The sequence below is a fragment of the Formosa sp. S-31 genome, from assembly GCF_051172795.1.
In the GTDB taxonomy this organism is placed as follows: domain Bacteria; phylum Bacteroidota; class Bacteroidia; order Flavobacteriales; family Flavobacteriaceae; genus Formosa.
On sequence record NZ_JAENDK010000002.1, the window covers coordinates 270,635 to 289,692 of the forward strand.

17 protein-coding genes are annotated in these 19,058 nt (G+C 36.6%); 14 read left to right on the top strand and 3 right to left on the bottom strand.

All coding sequences use genetic code 11. The features are described 5' to 3' along the window. Positions 1-71: 71 nt before the first annotated feature. From pyrR to hemG, 7 genes are all read left to right on the top strand, one after another. The gene (gene pyrR, locus I3217_RS01335; RefSeq protein WP_435047922.1) at positions 72-611 is read left to right on the top strand and encodes a bifunctional pyr operon transcriptional regulator/uracil phosphoribosyltransferase PyrR; all 540 of its coding nucleotides are present in this window, start codon (positions 72-74) and stop codon (positions 609-611) included. A gap of 5 nt (positions 612-616) precedes the next feature. Further along, the gene (locus tag I3217_RS01340; RefSeq protein ID WP_435047923.1) at positions 617-1,546 is read left to right on the top strand and encodes an aspartate carbamoyltransferase catalytic subunit; all 930 of its coding nucleotides are present in this window, start codon (positions 617-619) and stop codon (positions 1,544-1,546) included. Between the two features lie 2 nt (positions 1,547-1,548). After that, complete coding sequence (locus I3217_RS01345) at positions 1,549-1,881, top strand: ribonuclease Z (RefSeq protein WP_435047924.1); 333 nt, start codon at positions 1,549-1,551, stop codon at positions 1,879-1,881. Positions 1,882-1,884: 3 nt separating this feature from the next. Further along, a complete protein-coding gene (locus I3217_RS01350; RefSeq protein WP_435047925.1) occupies positions 1,885-2,790 on the top strand; it encodes a ribonuclease Z in 906 nt (301 codons plus the stop codon). 20 nt (positions 2,791-2,810) lie between these two features. Beyond that, on the top strand, positions 2,811-3,461 hold the full coding sequence (gene pdxH / locus I3217_RS01355; protein ID WP_435047926.1) for a pyridoxamine 5'-phosphate oxidase: 651 nt from the start codon (positions 2,811-2,813) through the stop codon (positions 3,459-3,461). A gap of 130 nt (positions 3,462-3,591) precedes the next feature. Next, entirely contained in the window at positions 3,592-4,845 is a 1,254-nt protein-coding gene (locus I3217_RS01360) for an MliC family protein (RefSeq protein WP_435047927.1), read from the top strand. A 1-nt stretch (position 4,846) separates the two neighbouring features. After that, the gene (gene hemG / locus I3217_RS01365; protein ID WP_435047928.1) at positions 4,847-5,383 is read left to right on the top strand and encodes a menaquinone-dependent protoporphyrinogen IX dehydrogenase; all 537 of its coding nucleotides are present in this window, start codon (positions 4,847-4,849) and stop codon (positions 5,381-5,383) included. Here the strand turns inward: hemG and I3217_RS01370 are convergent. From I3217_RS01370 to I3217_RS01380, 3 genes are all read right to left on the bottom strand, one after another. Next, positions 5,376-6,416 (bottom strand): GMP reductase, encoded by a 1,041-nt coding sequence (locus I3217_RS01370; protein ID WP_435047929.1) that lies wholly within the window; start codon positions 6,414-6,416, stop codon positions 5,376-5,378. The genes hemG and I3217_RS01370 overlap by 8 nt on opposite strands. A gap of 134 nt (positions 6,417-6,550) precedes the next feature. Further along, positions 6,551-6,931, bottom strand: a complete 381-nt coding sequence (locus I3217_RS01375) for a Rid family detoxifying hydrolase (protein WP_435047930.1) — start codon at positions 6,929-6,931, stop codon at positions 6,551-6,553. Between the two features lie 11 nt (positions 6,932-6,942). Further along, on the bottom strand, positions 6,943-9,729 hold the full coding sequence (locus tag I3217_RS01380) for a putative LPS assembly protein LptD (protein WP_435047931.1): 2,787 nt from the start codon (positions 9,727-9,729) through the stop codon (positions 6,943-6,945). 43 nt (positions 9,730-9,772) lie between these two features. On the opposite strand from I3217_RS01380, the gene I3217_RS01385 reads away from it, so the two are divergent. The 7 genes from I3217_RS01385 to bshA all read left to right on the top strand — a co-directional run bounded on the left by I3217_RS01385 (position 9,773) and on the right by bshA (position 18,957). Further along, on the top strand, positions 9,773-10,876 hold the full coding sequence (locus I3217_RS01385; protein ID WP_435047932.1) for an N-acetylmuramoyl-L-alanine amidase family protein: 1,104 nt from the start codon (positions 9,773-9,775) through the stop codon (positions 10,874-10,876). A gap of 53 nt (positions 10,877-10,929) precedes the next feature. Next, complete coding sequence (locus I3217_RS01390) at positions 10,930-11,922, top strand: MlaD family protein (RefSeq protein ID WP_435047933.1); 993 nt, start codon at positions 10,930-10,932, stop codon at positions 11,920-11,922. Between the two features lie 5 nt (positions 11,923-11,927). Continuing rightward, positions 11,928-13,235, top strand: coding sequence for a 4Fe-4S dicluster domain-containing protein (locus I3217_RS01395; RefSeq protein ID WP_435047934.1), 1,308 nt, complete (start codon positions 11,928-11,930; stop codon positions 13,233-13,235). A gap of 59 nt (positions 13,236-13,294) precedes the next feature. After that, positions 13,295-14,086: a (Fe-S)-binding protein gene (locus I3217_RS01400; protein ID WP_435047935.1), complete on the top strand. Its 792-nt coding sequence runs from the start codon at positions 13,295-13,297 to the stop codon at positions 14,084-14,086. A gap of 39 nt (positions 14,087-14,125) precedes the next feature. After that, positions 14,126-14,611, top strand: coding sequence for an ABC transporter ATPase (locus I3217_RS01405; RefSeq protein WP_435047936.1), 486 nt, complete (start codon positions 14,126-14,128; stop codon positions 14,609-14,611). A 286-nt stretch (positions 14,612-14,897) separates the two neighbouring features. Further along, positions 14,898-17,816, top strand: a complete 2,919-nt coding sequence (locus I3217_RS01410; protein WP_435047937.1) for a glycoside hydrolase family 3 N-terminal domain-containing protein — start codon at positions 14,898-14,900, stop codon at positions 17,814-17,816. Position 17,817: 1 nt separating this feature from the next. Beyond that, complete coding sequence (bshA, locus tag I3217_RS01415) at positions 17,818-18,957, top strand: N-acetyl-alpha-D-glucosaminyl L-malate synthase BshA (protein WP_435047938.1); 1,140 nt, start codon at positions 17,818-17,820, stop codon at positions 18,955-18,957. Positions 18,958-19,058: the final 101 nt, after the last annotated feature.

Here is a 19,058-nt window from a genome sequence, read left to right on the forward strand (position 1 = left end):
TTCTTGGTTTCGAAAAACTCAAGTATTAAAATTTTACCTTACCTTTGTTAAGCAAATACGTTGGAAACAATATGAGTCAAAAAGTGTTACTTAATGCTACAGAGGTAAACATCATTCTTCATCGATTGGCTTGTCAACTTATTGAAAAACATACCGATTTTTCTGAAACTGTTTTGGTTGGAATTCAGCCAAGAGGTAAATATTTAGCTCAGCGCATAGCAAAAATCCTTAAAGAAGAGTATAAGATAGAAGATCTTAAACTGGGCCTGCTGGATATTACATTTTATCGTGATGATTTTCGAAGAAGCGACAAACCTCTGGAAGCAAATACTACAGAAATTAGTTTTATAGTAGAAAATAAAAACGTGGTTTTTATCGACGATGTTTTATATACCGGGCGTAGTATTCGTGCCGCGTTAACGGCGATTCAATCCTTTGGGAGACCTAAAGAGATAGAACTACTAACGTTAATAGACAGACGTTTTAGCAGACATTTACCTATTCAGCCAAATTTCAGAGGGCGACAGGTGGATGCTATTAATAAAGAAAAAGTAATAGTACAATGGCAGGAGCAAGGCGAAGAAGATGCTGTGTACTTAATAAATAATTAAATAAGATGAGCGAATTAAGTGTTAATCACTTACTAGGTATTAAATATCTTAAGGAAAAAGATATTCAGTTAATTTTTGAAACTGCCGATCATTTTAAAGAAGTTATAAACAGGCCTATTAAAAAAGTGCCTTCACTTCGAGACATTACCATTGCCAATTTGTTTTTCGAAAATTCAACGCGTACCAAATTGTCTTTCGAACTGGCAGAAAAACGATTGTCTGCAGATGTTATTAATTTTTCAGCGGCACAATCTTCAGTAAAAAAGGGAGAAACTTTAATAGATACGGTCAATAACATTTTATCTATGAAAGTAGATATGGTTGTCATGCGTCATCCTAATCCCGGAGCCGGTGTGTTTTTATCAAAACATGTGAATGCAAGTATCGTAAACGCGGGAGACGGAGCTCACGAACATCCTACTCAGGCCTTGCTGGATTCCTTTTCAATACGTGAGCGATTAGGAACGGTTACCGGTAAAAATGTGGTTATCGTTGGTGATATTTTACACAGCCGTGTAGCTCTTTCAAATATCTATGCACTTCAGTTGCAAGGAGCTAATGTCATGGTTTGCGGACCTAAAACCTTAATTCCGAAGTATATAGGTGATCTTGGAGTAAAAGTTGAAACAGATTTACGTAAAGCGTTGAACTGGTGCGATGTAGCGAATATGTTACGTGTGCAAAATGAACGTATGGATATCAGTTATTTTCCGTCTACCAGAGAGTATACCCAACAGTTTGGTGTAACTAAGGAATTGCTGGATAGTTTAGATAAAGAAATAACTATTATGCATCCTGGACCTATTAATCGTGGTGTTGAAATTACGAGTGATGTTGCCGATTCTAAGCAAGCTATAATTTTAGATCAAGTACAAAATGGTGTAGCAATTAGAATGGCTGTGATTTATTTATTAGCGTCAAAAATAAAACAGTAATTATGATTTTAAATACCGATGGTAATATTACAATTATTACCCAAGAAACAGCGACCCCAATTCAGTTAGTACAAAAAATTGAAGCGTCTTACGCTAAAATTAAAAACGATAATATTATTGTTAACCTGTCGTCTTTGAATAAGGTGACATTAGATAATATTATCGAATTTCTGCAATTGTCTAACACACATCGTAAATCGAAACATTCATTTATAATTGTTTCAGATAAAATTAATCTTGATGAAACTCCGGACGAAATTGTTGTTGTTCCTACTTTAAAGGAGGCATACGATATTGTGGAAATGGAGGAAATGGAGCGCGATTTAGGGTTTTAAAATATGCAATTAACTATTTTAGGTTGTCATAGTGCCACGCCAAAAATATCAACACATCCTACTGCTCAGGTATTAGAAATAAAGAATCATATATTTCTAATTGATTGTGGAGAAGGTACTCAGGTGCAACTTAGAAAATACAAAGTTAAGTTTAACAGGATAAAGCATATTTTTATTTCGCATCTCCACGGAGATCATTTTTATGGTTTAGTTGGACTAATATCTACTTTCCGTTTGTTAACTCGGGAAACCGACTTACATATTTACGGGCCTAAAGGGATTAAGGAAGTGATTACACTTCAGTTAAAACTGAGTAAGTCATGGACGAATTTCAATCTTATTTTCCATGAGTTAACATCAAAGTCTTCAACATTAATATTTGAAGATGATAAAGTGGAAGTGCATACTATCCCTTTAGACCATCGGGTGTATACCAATGGTTTTTTATTTAAAGAAAAGGAAGGCGAACGCAAACTGGATATGAATGCCATCTTGAATGATGACATTAGTATTGCCTACTACAGGAAATTAAAACAGGGTGCGGATGTGGTAAATGAAAGAGGGGAACTTGTTAAAAATGAAACTGTAACAAAACCACCAATACCGCCAAAAAGTTATGCGTTTTGTAGCGATACAGCGTATAATGAAGCTATAGTTCCAATTATAAAACATGTAGATTTACTGTATCACGAATCTACTTTTCTGGAACAACACGCAAGTCTGGCGCCACCAACTAAACACAGTACAGCAAAAGAGGCTGCTAGCATAGCCCAGCTGGCCAATGTAAAACAACTATTGCTTGGACATTTTTCTACACGCTATGACGATTTAAACGATTTCATTACAGAAGCTCAGGACATTTTTAAAGAGGTGGATATCGCAGAAGCAGGTAAATCATTTACCATTTAAATTTTAATGTGTAATAAACTATGGAAGAACAGGATTTAGGAAATTACAGAAAATCTTACGAGAAAAGAGCTTTGCTAATGGAGGACACGCCGGAGAACCCTTTAGAGCTTTTTAGAAATTGGTTTATAGAAGTGGATCAGCATTTTCTGGATGATGAAACCAATGCTATGACGGTTTCGACCTTAGGTTTAGATGGTTACCCTAAGAGCCGAGTAGTGCTTTTAAAGCGCTATACTTATGAAGGTTTTATATTTTACACCAATTACGAAAGTGAAAAAGGAAAAGCAATTTTAGCAAATCCTAATGTATGTCTTTCGTTTTTCTGGCCTCAGGCAGAACGTCAGATTATCATTAAAGGTCAGGCTGAAAAAATTGCGGCTAATATGAGCGATGGCTATTTTGAATCGCGTCCACGTGGCAGTCAGTTGGGAGCTATAGTATCTCGTCAGAGTGAAATTATAGAAAGCCGTGAATTTTTAGATGAAAAGCTTAAGGATCTGGAAAAGTCGTTTGAAGGTAAAGATATTCCAAGACCCGAATATTGGGGTGGATTCCTTGTAAGGCCTGTAGAACTGGAATTCTGGCAGGGTAGACCTAACAGGCTGCATGATCGTATTCGCTATAAATTACAGGAAGATTATAACTGGCAAAAAGACAGATTGTCGCCTTAAAAACAGCATCAATTTGTTTTTTATTTAGTATCAGAGGTTTAGTAGGTGATTGTGTAAATACACTAAGATATAAAGCAATAGCATGGTTTATTTAGTTATCTTTAAGTGCAATTAATCCTTATTTACAACCATGAAGCGGAAAATAAACTTTAAGGTTTTACTACTGGTAATTTTTGGTGTAGTCCTTTTTAATTCCTGCCGTAACAACTCTAACACCGAAGCGGATTTTAGCTTTAAAGCTGCTGATTTCGAAAATGCTACTACTTATGTTTCTTCAGATAAGAACTTAGAATTTAAACTGGTTTCCAATCCCGATTCCAGTGATGGTATCATAACGCTTTTCGATGTAAAGTCTAATACCAGCTATAATTTAAAGCGCGTACCAAGTGCAAGTGGTATAAAGTACGAAAATGAAGAAGGCTGGGTGTTCTGGACAAAGAATGACGATTTTATTTGGTATCAGGGAGATCGGGAAATAGCTAAAGGTGCTTTAAAAACTACTGAAATTTCACCTCAAAACAATCAGGAAACGGTGCAATTTAATTCGCTAAACTATGGGAATTATGCAACAGAATCTTATTCTAAAAAGGATTTAGGTTACGACTGGGTTGGTGTTAAAATAATTGCGATTGACGATTACCATGTAAAAGTATCCATTCGTTCCAGAGTAGATAAGAAAAAGGCAACCTGTACTTTCGATGGTATTGCTGATGTGATAAATGCCAATACGCTAAAGTTGTATGAAAACGGTACAGGAATGCGTTTTAATTTTGAAGGAAAGCGTTTAGCAATTTCGGCAGAAACTGAATCAGGTGCTTCTACTTTGGCCTTTTATTGTTCGGGAGGTGCGAGTCTTGCAGATGAGTATATTAAAATTGATGGTGATTTTGATTCAAGTCAGATTGATAAAACCGGATATGTAAAAACCTTGTTTTATAACGAGTATTTGTTTGTAATACGAGAAAATCAAGGAAACTTAGAGGTTAGACCAATAGGTTTATCAAGCGCTAATGAACCTTTAATTACAGAGATTTCCGGTAGTATTTCCAATGTAGAAATCGATGATTTAAATAAAGATACTTTTCCCGAAATTTTAATTTACACTCAGAACGAGCCGGAGGCTTTTGGTAAGGTTTACGGATATTCTGTGAATAATGGTAAATCCATAAGTATGCTTGGTATTCCGGATATACAGACCTTAAGCGACGTAAATTCAGGTTATCAGGGGCACGATGAATTTGCTATGGTAGAAGGAACTTTTGTACAGCGCTTTCCAGTATATTCAAATGGAAAAGCTACTGGTAAAACCAGACAAATCCAATATGTGTTGGAAGACGGTGAGACAATGAGACAGTTGGTAGTAGATAAAGTTGTGGAATATTAATATGGATAAAAAAGCAGCAATACTTTATTCTACTGTTGACGGGCAGACGCTAAAAATTTGTAAACATATTGTAGCTTATCTCAATGAACAAGGCTTTCAACCCGAGTTGCGCGAGCTTAAATCGTTTAAGGGTAATGTGTCGGATTATAACACTATTATTTTAGGAGCGAGTATCAGATATGGTAAGCATCAAAAAAATGTAATCCAATTTATAGAAACGCATCAGAAGAAGCTGGAACAGGTTAATACGGCTTTTTTTTCTGTGAATTTAGTTGCCCGAAATCCAGAGAAAAACTCAAAAGATACGAATCCATATCTTATTAAGTTTTTTAAAACTATTAGCTGGCGACCGGATATTGTTGATGTGTTTGCCGGTCGACTGGATTATGCTTCTTATACTTGGTACGACAGGCTATTGATTAAGTTAATCATGAAAATCACACATGGACCAACTCAGGCCAAAGAACCTTTGGAATACACAAACTGGTCTCGGGTGGACCAGTTTTCTGAAACGATTATTAAGACTTTTTTTATTTAGTATATACCTGATTTTCCTGTTCTGCTACACGAATAAATGTTGTGCGTTTAGTTAGTTCTTTCAAACGCTGTGCACCAACATAAGTACAGGTGCTTCGTAAGCCACCCAAGATATCCTGTAATGTTTGAATCACGCGGCCTTTAAAAGGCACTTCCACAGTTTTGCCTTCACTGGCACGATACTCAGCGACACCTCCTACATGCTTTTTCATCGCAGTTTCACTGCTCATTCCATAAAACTGTTTAAATTTCATGCCATTTCTTTCAATAAGTTCTCCGCCACTTTCTTCGTGGCCGGCAAGCATACCGCCAAGCATAACAAAATCGGCGCCGGCACCAAAGGCTTTGGCAACATCGCCAGGGACAGTACAGCCACCATCACTAATAATTTGCCCTCCTAAGCCATGAGCAGCATCAGCACATTCAATTATAGCAGAGAGTTGCGGATAGCCAACACCGGTTTTTACTCGAGTAGTACATACCGACCCGGGGCCAATGCCTACTTTGATGATATCTGCGCCAGCCAGTAACAGTTCTTCTACCATTTCGCCAGTAACTACATTTCCGGCGATTATCACCTTGTCAGGGTGAGCCTTGCGGGTTTCTTTTACAAAGTGTACAAAATGTTCAGAATAGCCATTGGCTACATCTATGCATATAAATCTGAGTTGCGGATTGCTGTCCAGAATTCGTTTTAAATGTGCTGCATCCTTTTTACTTGTACCGGTACTTACGGCAATATAATTTTCTATTGCTTCGGGAGCTGACTTTAAAAATTCATTCCATTCGTCTAAAGAATAATGTTTATGAATGGCGGTAAACAAACCTTCTTTTGCGAGAGCTAAAGCCAGTTGAAATGTCCCAACGGTATCCATATTGGCAGCCATGACAGGAATTCCGGTCCAGGTAGATTTACTGTGTAGGAATGTAAAATCACGTTCCAGACTGACCTGAGAGCGGCTTTTAAGAGTTGAACGTTTCGGGCGAATCATGACGTCTTTAAAGCCTAATTTTATTTCCTGTTCTATACGCATCTTATAAGGGGATTTGTTTCCTTATAAAAATACAAGTTATGTTTAATTAGTAGGTGTAGAATAAAAAAAATAGCCCAAATTGTTATTAACAGTTGTTAATTTCAATTTGGGCTAAATGAGTAAAAAACTCGAATTTATTTTGAAGCAATAACGCTAATCTCTACATTAACAAATTTAGGAAGATTCGCAACTTCTACGGTTTCTCTTGCAGGAGCAGTTTCTTCGTTAAAATATTCACCGTAAACCGCATTAATTTCAGCAAAGTTGTGCATGTCGCTAATAAAAATAGATGTTTTAATAACATCGTTAAAAGTCATATCTGCAGCTGCTAAAACGGCTTTTAAGTTTTCCATTACCTGAGTTGTTTCAGCTTTTATAGTGTCTAAAACCAATTCGTTGGTTTTAGGGTTGATGGCGATTTGGCCTGAGGTATATAATATTCCGTTGTTTAATACGGCCTGGTTGTAGGGACCGATTGGTGCAGGAGCATTTGGTGTTGTGATAATAGTTTTCATATGAATTAAGATTATAAGCGTTGATCTGGTTGTAAGCGTTTATCGTATTTTAAGTCCTTCAAGATACTGGATTTAATTCCGATAAAGAAATACCAGGATTTTCTGGCACTAAAAGGCACCCAGCTGAAATTCATTCTCCAGCTCAGTAAATCCCTTTCTAAACGAAGCTGTGTATAGGTGAAGCCCATATTTTTAAAGTCGTAACCCGAAGATGCCCCAACGCTCCAGCGTGGCGATAACTCGATATTACCTGAAAACATTAAGGAATGCGAAGATATTTCGTTTTGCCTGGCTGCATTGCTGTAATTTAAAGCATAAGCTAAATTAAGTGTCCAGGGGATTTTAAATTTGTAGAATTCCGAATCCTCTTTTTCTTCACCGTCCTCTTCATCAAAAAAGCTCTGATCTGAAAAATCCTGTGAGCGCCCAAACAAGTCGTCTCCACGACCACCTCCTCTTAAATTTTCCTGAATGCTACGGTCGTTTTCATCATCGTCCTTGTCTTTGCTGAATAATTTATTCGACAAAGAATAACTTACCGTCATATTGGCGCTGGTTAACCTAAACAAGCTACCGTTATTATTAATATTGTAAATATCTACTCTTCGGTTGTTGTTGTCCAGGGCATAAGGATCCAGGGTAGCACCAAAGTTGATATTCATTTTATTATTTAAAATCTGTGTACCACCACTAACACGTAATGGACTCCAGCGTAAAGAATCTGCTGCAAAATTGTAAGAGGTTGATAAATTAAGGTTGTTTAACAACATTACTTTTTTAGGTTCTGTAGCAGTACTGTCGCTGTCTTTTACCTTAGCTTCAAAATTGTTGGCAAGGGATAAACCTAAAGAACTTGAAAAATTCTGGTTTGGAGCGCCATAAATGGATTCCTCGAATCGTGAATATTCGTCGAAAGTATTGCCATCGGCGTCAATAACATAGCTTTCGTAATATTGATCGAACGATGGGTTGATATTGTAACTTACGGAAGGACGCATAACGTGTCTAATCGCTTTAATTTTAGAGTCTTTGCCTTCCTTTTCAAAATTGAACATACCGTAAATGGTCGTTCCTAAACTGGCGTTAAAATTATACGTTCTGTAGGCATCGAATCCATTAACATCTTCTGTAATCACATCGTCTAGAATCTCGTCATAGTACTTTCTTATTGTTTTAAAGGTCCAGATTTCCTGATAATTTGTTCCTGCACTTAAACTGAAATGTTTAAACAATTTAAAGTTTGTACTAATAGGTACGGTTTGCTGAATTCCCGCTCTGGCTTCATCGAACATCTGAGGTTTGAAAAATAAGGAGTCTGTTGTTTGAATACGGTTTTCAGCTCGGGCACTATATTGTAAATTGATGTTTTGTATAATTCCCTTTTTACTTCCTGTTTTAGGAGCGAATGGGAATATTCGACTAACATTTCCCTGAAAAGTAGGTAGGGTCATGTTTATTTGTTCGGTTTGTGTATTCTGGGAATGGGTGGCGGTAACACTTAAATTTACCTGAGGTTCGCCTTCAAAAGTTTTTGAATACGACACAGACGACGACATGGTATTATTAAGGAAGTTTCCCGTGTTAATCTGGTTAATAGACGTTTGGTAATACTGACTACTACCTAGGTTTACAGAAGCTGAAAAACGAGAGCTTGGGTTTGATTTAGCATCCTGACTATGCGACCAGCGCAGGTTGTACACCGTACTTTTGGAATAGTCGGGGAACCCTTTTTCGCTATTGATTAAACTTTCAAATCGAAATCCCATATTACCACGGAATTTGTAGCGATAGGCATAATTACTTTCAGCTCTAATTCCGTAACTTCCGTTGGTATAGTAATCTCCCAAAAGGGTTAAATCGGCATAATCACTGACTGCGAAATAGTATCCTCCGTTTTGCAGAAAGTAGCCGCGGTTATTATCTTCTCCAAAACTAGGAATGATAATTCCCGATGTTTGCTTGTCTGTTAATGGAAAGAATCCAAAGGGAACAGCAACGGGAGTGGGCACGTTAGCAATAACCATATTGGTTGGACCAACAACGATTTTCTTATTAGGAACAAATTTTATCTTACTTGATTTAAAATAATATTCCGGGTTTTCCAGATTTTCAGAAGTGGTAAACTGCGCTTTCGACATAAAGATTACCGAGTCGTTTTCTTTTTTAACTATGGGCGCGATAACGTGAAAACCGGATTGTTCGGTTTTCGAATTGAAAATCAGGGCTTTTTCCGTGTCAAAATTAAATCGAATAGAATCCGGTTCAACAACATTCTGTCCTTGCGTAAATATCGGGTGTTGCGAGTAAACTCCGGCAGTATCTTTAAGTCGACCGGCATATACTTCATTTTTGCTGTAATCCAGTACAATAACCCCTGATTTTATATTCATATCCCCATAGGTTATTTCGGCCTCATTGTATAAATATAATTTTTGTTCGGTGCGGTTAAATGCCGTGTAGTCTTTAGCAGTATATTTAACTAAATCGGTTAAAAATTCTTGTTTTAATTTTACAGAATCCAGATGCGTAGTATCCATAATCTGTTCCGATACTACTCTGGTACGCAAGCTGTCGCTCACGATTTGTGTGCTGTCCTGATTTTTAACCTCTACTTTGGTGCCGGGCTTTGGAATGTCTTGAGAAAAGCTGGTTGTGTTGATAAACACTGTAAAACTTAACGCTAAAAGTATTTGAAAGTAGTTTGTACGCAATGCTTTTAAATGTATTTTTGTAAAGTCTGGCTCGGTATTTTGAAAAGCCAAAATTACATATATTTTTTGTGATTGATTAATAATCATTAAAATTTAATAATAATCAGACGTGTTAAGAGTTATTGACTATATGAAAACGAAATCCCTATTATTTTTCTTATGTTTTGTTATACTGTTTTTTACAAGCTCATTTTCAGAATTTAGAGCTCAAAACGCTAATAAATTTGTCGTTGTTTTAGATGCTGGCCATGGTGGGCATGATCCGGGAAAGCCTACGCAGTATGGTTTTAAAGAAAAGGATGTTGCATTAAAAATAGTTTTGAAGATTGGTGAAGAGCTGGAGAAAAATCCAAGTATTAAAGTTATTTATACCCGAAAGACCGATGTCTTTGTAACTTTACGGGGTCGTGCAAAAATAGCAAATGAAGCCGATGCCGATTTGTTTGTTTCGATACATTGTAATGCTCATAACTCTCAGGCTTATGGAACCGAAACTTATGTAGTAGGGGTAGCCAATACGCAACGTAATTTTGATGTGGCTAAACAGGAAAACGAAGTAATTTTATTAGAGGATGATTACGAAAAACATTATGACGGATTTAACCCCAATGCTCCGGAATCATTGATAGGTTTAACCTTAATGCAGGAAGACTATATAGACTACAGTATTTTGCTGGCGGGGATGATAGAAAATAACTTTTCGGGAAAACTACATCGTAAAAGTCGTGGGGTAAAACAGGCTAGTTTATGGGTAATGCATAATACGTATATGCCAAGTGTGCTTATAGAGACAGGATTTATTACAAATAAGTCTGAAGGCGCTTACTTAAACTCAAACAAAGGACAAAATGAAATTTCTAACGCCATTCGCGATGCGATTTTAGAGTATAAAAAATCTTTAGATTTGAATGTAGGCGAGAATTTAGGATTGACATCAACAATAAAAAAGGAAGAGGCTCAAGAGTATAATGGTGTAGAATTTAAAGTGCAGATAGCTGCGAGTTCTAAAAAAATAGAACCGAAGTCTTATAATTTTAAAGGACTGGAAAATGTGAGCAGAGAGTTTTTAGGCTCGTTGTACAAATATTACTATGGCAGCACGTCAGATTACAATAAAATAAAGGTGTTACATTCCGAAGCAAAATCGAAAGGATACGCTTCAAGTTTTATTGTGGCTTTTAAAAATGGAGAACGCGTGCAGTTGGACGACGTGTTAAAAACAACTTCAAATTAAGTGTTTCCTAATATTTTTATTTCTAATTTTGTTTATCAACTAAAAAAAATACTTTGAAAATAACACAAGAAGTCAAAACCGCCATTTTAGTAATAACAGGAGTTATATTTTTAATTTTTGGATTTAATTATTTAAAAGGCGAAAACCTGCTGGATTCTTCAAGAACATTTTACGTGGTTTACGATAATGTGGAAGGTTTAACTCCATCTACGCCGGTTACCATAAACGGCCTACAGGTTGGTAATGTAAAAACCATTACCATTCAAAACGACGGTACGGCAAGTTTACTTGTTGAGTTAATAGTAAATCACGAGTTTCAATTCTCTAAAAACAGTACAGCCGAGCTTTACGATACCGGTTTAATAGGCGGGAAGGCAGTAGCGATTATTCCTGCATTCGATGGCGCCGAAGTAGCAAAGGATAATAGCTTTCTGAAAGCTTCAAAAAAATCCGGTTTAACCGATTTAGTAGCAGAAAAACTAGCGCCTTTACAGGATAAAGTTGAAGCAATGGCAGATAATGCTGATTCTTTACTGGTGAGTTTGAATCAGGTGTTTGATGAAAAGACGAAACAGAATTTAAGAGATGCTGTGGCAGGGTTAAATGAAACTATTACTTCGTTCAAGAAAACCTCAAATTCATTAAATGGTATTTTGTCTGAAAACAAAGATAAGATAGACGGTACTTTAACCAACCTGAATGAAGCTTCAACCAATATTTCTAAATTAACAGATTCACTTTCTTCTGCCAATATCTCGCAAATGGTGAATAATATAGAAAAGACGTTAACGTCTTTAAATGGTGTTTTAGGTGATTTAGAACAAGGGAACGGTTCTGTAGGTAAATTATTGAAAGATGAAGATTTATACAATAATCTGGAAGGCGCAACATTACAGTTGGAGCAATTACTTCAGGACATAAAATTAAATCCGAAACGCTATTTTCACTTCTCTGTATTTGGAAAGAAACCTAATGGTTTTGATGCCGGGCAGAATCAGGTTGAAGATAACGGCTTAGATTTAGATATTAAAACTTTACAAAACTAATTCTTATGGGTTTTGTTGCCAACATAGTATTTGCCGCAATTTTAATTTTTGGTATCGGGTATTTTGTTAAGAATATAAAGACCCTTATGCGTAATATTAAATTAGGTCAGGATGTAGACGTTTCCGATAATCCGGTACAACGCTGGAATAATATGGCCAGAATTGCATTGGGGCAAGGTAAAATGGTAAGACGTCCGGTTGCGGGACTACTTCACATTGTTGTATATGTTGGGTTTATAATTATTAATATTGAAGTCCTTGAAATTATTATCGATGGTTTATTTGGCACACATCGTATATTTTCATTTTTAGGCGGTTTTTATGGCTTTTTAATCGGAACTTTCGAAGTATTAGCCTTTTTGGTTTTTGTATCGGTTATAGTATTCTGGATACGGCGAAATGTAATTAAATTACAACGCTTCTGGAAAGCCGAAATGAAAGGCTGGCCTAAAAATGATGGTAATATTATTTTGTATTTTGAAATGGTATTAATGCTGTTGTTTCTGATTATGAATGCAACAGACGTGCATTTTCAGCATATGAATTCGGGTAATATTATCAGTCAGTTTATTGCTCCATGGTTTGAAAATATGGGTGAAACTACACTTCATGTTATTGAGCGAGCAGCCTGGTGGTTACATATTGTTGGAATTCTGGTATTCTTAAATTATCTGTATTTTTCGAAGCATCTGCACATATTACTTGCATTTCCGAACACGTACTATGGTAGCTTAAAACCAAAAGGAGAATTCAATAATCTGGAGGCTGTAACCAAAGAAGTACAAATGATGATGGATCCTGATGCAGATCCGTATGCTATGCCCGAAAATGATGATGAGGAAGCACCTGCTAAATTTGGTGCAAGCGATGTTCAGGATTTAAACTGGGTACAGTTGTTAAATGCGTATACCTGTACAGAGTGCGGGCGTTGTACCAGCGAATGTCCTGCCAACCAAACCGGAAAAAAGTTGTCACCACGTAAAATTATGATGGATACGCGTGATCGTCTGGAAGAAGTTGGTAAGAATATCGATGCTAATAACGGTGAGTTTAAAGACGATGGGAAACAATTATTAAACGATTATATTTCCAAGGAAGAACTATGGGCCTGTACATCTTGTAATGCCTGTGTGGAAGCCTGTCCGGTAAGTATTAATCCGCTTTCAATAATTTTAGATATCAGACGTTATCTGGTTATGGAAGAGTCTGCAGCCCCTGTAGAACTGAATACCATGATGACTAATATAGAAAATAACGGTGCGCCGTGGCCTTATAACCAGATGGACCGTTTAAACTGGAAAGACGAGGCTTAGTGCCGAAGTATTTAGAGGGGTACAGACCCTAAAATGATTTATAATTTAAGAGCACAGCAATGAGTGAATCACTTAAAGTGCCTACAATGGCAGAATTTATGGCACAGGGTAAACAACCAGAAGTATTATTTTGGGTGGGATGTGCCGGAAGTTTTGACGATAGAGCAAAAAAAATAACCAAAGCTTTTGTAAAATTATTAAACAAGGCCAACGTAGAGTTTGCTGTTTTGGGAACAGAAGAAAGCTGTACCGGCGATCCTGCAAAACGTGCGGGGAATGAGTTCTTGTTTCAAATGCAAGCAGTTACCAATATCGAGGTTTTAAATGCTTACGAAATAAAAAAAATAGTAACGGCTTGTCCGCATTGTTTTAATACCATTAAAAACGAATATCCGCAACTTGGCGGAACATATGAGGTGATGCATCATACTCAGTTTTTAAAAAGTCTTTTAAGTGAAGGCCGTTTAAGTATTGAAGGAGGGCAATATAAGGGCAAGCGTATTACATTTCACGACCCTTGTTATTTAGGACGCGCCAATAATGTTTACGAGGCACCTAGGGATTTAATTCAAAAACTGGAGGCAGAACTTATAGAAATGAAGAACTGTCGGCGTAACGGATTGTGTTGCGGAGCTGGGGGCGCCCAGATGTTTAAAGAAGCCGAGCCGGGTAACAAAGAAGTAAACGTAGCCAGAACAGAGGAAGCTCTTGAAGTAAAACCAGATATTATAGCGGCCGGTTGTCCGTTTTGTAATACCATGATGACTGATGGTGTTAAAGTAAAAGAAAAAGAAGATGACGTTCTAGTAATGGATGTGGCTGAATTAATAGCAAATGCCCAGGATTTATAGTTCGCCGTTAAACTTCAGATTACATTAAAAAAAAGAAACATGTTAGTAGATTTTAATACACTGCCTGAAACGTCTAAAGTTTGGATTTATCAGGCTAATCGTTCATTTAGTGAACAGGAATTAGAAGAAGTTAGTAAAAAAATAGAGGAGTTTATAAGTAACTGGACTGCTCACGGCGCTGATTTAAATGCTGGTTACGAGATTAAATATAAGCGTTTTATCGTGCTGGGATTAAATCAGGAAGTTAATAACGCTACGGGGTGTTCTATAGATGCTTCGGTACATTTTATTCAAAATCTGGAAAAAGAATATCAGGTCGATTTAATGGATAAAATGAACGTGTCCTACAAGCAGGGTGAATTTGTGGCTTATAAACCACTTACCGAATTTCGTAAAATGGCTAAAGATAAAGCGGTTTCTAAAAACACTATTGTGTTTAATAACTTGGTCACTAATATTGCCGAATATAAAGAAAACTGGGAAGTCCCTGCAGCAGACAGCTGGCACAGTCGTTTTTTAAATTAGTACTTTTAGTTTAGGCTGTTTCAGCCTGCTATACTTTCTGATTTATCAGATATGAATCAGGTTTTATAATAGGATTTCAAGAAGTTAAACTTTTAGTTTGACTTCTATTTATGCTGATTATAGTTCAATAAAGAGCATCTTAAAAAGAAATCATTTGAACAGATTGGCATTGAAATTTAAAATGTTATAAAACTATCTTAAAGTTTATTTAACTTCATTTAAATCCATTATTTTGGTCGATAGTTAATCATACATCAATCTTTTGCTCTTAAATTAAAATTAATTCATGCGCTACATTTTTTATTTGTCCCTCATTCTTTTCAGTATTCAAGTTTCATTTGGTCAGGATAGCTCAAATCCCTTAGAAACAAGAGATGTTACTTTACAGCAGAAATGGGTCGATAGTGTGTATAACAGTATGGATTTGCAGGAAAAGATTGGTCAACTCTTTATGGTTCGGGCTATGACAACGGCGAATACCAGAGATGTAAAGCTGACAGAAGATTTAATTACTAAACATCATATTGGAGGAATCATTTATTCCAAAGGTGGTCCTGAAAAATTAGCGAAATTGAATAACCGGTATCAGGGCTTGTCTAAAGTACCGATGTTAATCGGGATGGATGCCGAATGGGGACTGGCGATGCGTCTGGATTCCACCTACGCCTTTCCATGGAATATGACCTTAGGCGCTATTCAGGATAAGCGTTTAATAGAGCGTACCGGGAAACATATAGCAGAGCATTGTAAACGACTTGGGATTCATTTTAATTTTGGTCCGGATGTAGATATTAATACCAATCCTAATAATCCAATTATAGGAAACCGTTCGTTTGGAGAAAACAGGGATAAAGTCACACAGGATGCTATAGCCTTTATGAAAGGTTTTCAAGGCGCAGGTTTATTAGCTACAGCCAAACACTTCCCAGGGCATGGAGATACAGAAACGGATTCGCATAAAACCTTGCCAACTGTTGCATTTAATGCCCAGCGTATAGATTCTGTGGAGTTGTATCCTTATAAATCGCTGATAAACGAAGGCGTTGCCAGTGTTATGGTGGCGCATTTAAATGTGCCTTCATTGGAGACGCAGTCTAATTTTCCTTCATCTTTGTCTAAAACCATAGTTACAGGGATTTTAAAAGAGCGTTTAGGGTTTAAAGGTTTAATTTTTACCGATGCATTAGAAATGAAAGGAGTTGCTAATTTTAGCAGTCCCGGAGATATAGATTTAGCTGCTTTTTTAGCGGGAAACGATATTTTATTGATTTCGGAAGATGTTCCTAAAGCCATTGAAAAACTTACAGAAGCGTGTAATGATAATTTGATTACCGAGCAGCGTCTGGCGCATTCTGTAAAGAAAATTTTAATGGCCAAATACAAAGTCGGCTTGAATCATTATAAACCAATAGACACGACGAATTTAATTTCCGATCTAAATCGTTTAAAGGATGATATTTTAAATGAAGAATTGTTCGAGAATGCCATTACTGTAGTTAAAAATGAGGAAGACTTACTGCCTATTCGCGATCTGGATAAAAAGTCTATTGCTTACGTTAAAATGGGAGATGATGATGGCACTCCTTTTTTAAATGAATTAAAGAAGTACACTAAAGTACATCATATTGAAGGCGGAGATTTAAGCGAAATTCAAACCAAACTGGATAATTATAATACAGTAATTATCGGGTTACATCGCTCTAATGGTAATCCGTGGAAAGATTATAAATTTACGACTCAGGAATTAGTCTGGCTGGAAAATATTTCTAAAACGCATAAGGTTATTTTAGATGTTTTTGTGAAACCCTACGCTTTATTAGATTTACCGTCTGTTGATAGCATCGAGAGTATTGTGGTGAGTTATCAAAATAGTATTGTTGCTCAGGAAAAATCGGCGCAGATTATTTTCGGAGCGATACCTGCTAAAGGAAAGTTACCTGTATCTGTTGGTAATAGTTTAAATGCCGGCGATGGTGTAGAGCTGAATTCTATTTTAAGATTAGGCTATACTGTACCGGAACGGGTAGGAGTGGATTCAGAAAAATTACACATTATAGATGCTATTGCCGAACGTGCTGTTAATGAACATATGACACCAGGGATTCAGTTGCTGGTTGCCAGAAAAGGCAAGGTAATTTATAACCGGAATTTTGGGAAGCATACTTACGACAAAGATGCTGAGGAAGTTAAATTTGATGATATATACGATTTAGCGTCATTAACAAAAATTTTGGCAACGCTGCCTTTGTTGATGGAAATCGTAGAAAGGGGAGAAATTACCATAGATTCGAAATTATCTCAATTGCTTCCCGAGTATAAAAATTCAAATAAGAAGGATATTACCATTAAGCAAATGTTGTCGCATTACGCGCGATTAAAGCCTTGGGTTCCGTTTTATGTGGCGACTTTAGATTCGCTAAAAAAGCCAAGTTCTAATTACTACAGTCATACAGAGAGTGAAACTTTTAATATAAAGGTGGCAAATAATCTGTTTTTAAAACGCGATTATCCGGATTCTATTCAGAAAGTGATACGCGAATCGGATTTATTAAAACGCCTAAGTTACCGTTACAGCGATTTACCGTATTATATTTTAAAGAAATTTATTGAACAATATTACGACAGAACATTAGATTTTCTTGTTCAGAAGCATTTTTATGAGTCTTTAGGGATGAATTATACAACGTATAATCCGTACAAGAAGTTTAGTTTAAAACATATTATACCAACCGAAGTTGATGATTATTACAGGTATCAGGTGGTACAGGGCTATGTTCACGATATGGGCGCTGCCATGGAAAATGGTGTAGGAGGACATGCAGGGGTATTTAGTAATGCGAATGATGTAGCTAAAATTATGCAAATGTATCTGCAAGATGGATATTACGGCGGAAAACGGTATTTAAAACCGGAAACCATCGACGCCTTTAACAAGTGTTATTACTGTAAAAATGATAACAGACGCGGATTGGGGTTTGATAAACCACAACTAGGAACTGCTGGTCCAACCTGTGGATGTTTATCTATGAAAAGTTTCGGGCATTCCGGATTTACCGGTACCTATGCCTGGGCCGACCCTGACGAAGAGCTGGTGTATGTGTTTCTGGCCAACAGAACGTACCCGACGGCAGAACAGAATACTTTATTACGAGAGAATATCAGAACTGATATTCAGGAATTAATTTACGAATCAATAATTCAGTAAAATGCGAATAGGTATAGTGTGTTATCCCACCTTTGGAGGTAGTGGCGTTGTCGCTACCGAATTAGGATTAGAATTATCTAAACGCGGACACGAAATACATTTTATCACATATAATCAGCCGGTTAGGTTAGATTTAATTAGTCATAATGTACATTATCATGAAGTGAATGTACCGGAATATCCACTTTTTCATTATCAGCCTTACGAATTGGCTTTGTCGAGTAAACTGGTAGATATGGTTAAACTGCATAAACTGGAAATTCTTCATGTACATTATGCCATTCCTCATGCCTATGCTGCCTATATGGCTAAGAAAATGCTTTTGGAAGAGGGTATAACTATTCCTTTTGTAACAACACTTCACGGGACTGATATTACCTTGGTAGGAAGTCATCCGTTTTATAAACCGGCGGTAACATTCAGTATCAATAATTCCGATGCTGTTACAGCAGTTTCCGAAAGTTTAAAAGAAGACACTTTAAGGCTTTTTGATATTAAAAAGGAGATTCATGTTATCACCAATTTTATAGATAATACGCACTATAAATTTGCATTCACCGATTGCCAACGGGGTATGATGGCTACCGATGAAGAGCGCATTATAACACATATTAGTAATTTCAGACCGGTAAAACGTATTATGGATATTATTAAAATCTTTTATAATGTGCATAAAGAAATTCCAGCCCGGTTAATGATGGTTGGCGAAGGACCGGAACGCGAAAAAGCAGAACAATTGTGTGAAGAACTGGGGATTATAGACGATGTTATTTTCCTTGGAAGAAGTAATGAAATCGATAAGATTTTGTGTTTTAGTGATCTGTTTTTACTGCCTTCGGAAACTGAAAGTTTCGGACTTGCAGCTTTGGAAGCTATGGCTTCAGGTGTGCCGGTAATATCGAGTAACACAGGAGGAATTCCAGAGGTCAATATTCAGGGTGTTACCGGATTTTTAAGCGATGTGGGCAATGTAGAGGAAATGAGTAAAAATGCCATCTATATTCTTAAAGATAACGAGAGGTTGAAACAATTTAAAAAGAATGCCAAAACGCAGTCTTTAAAATTCGATATTATGAATATTGTTCCTAAATATGAAGCACTGTACAAGGAAACACTAAAAAATAGTAAAGCAGTAGTGTAATACTGAAGTTTTAATCGACATGATTAATTAATTGTGCTGAAACAGTTTATTGTCGTGAACCAAGCCTAAGCTAGCAAATGGTGTCTTAATAGATGAGTTTA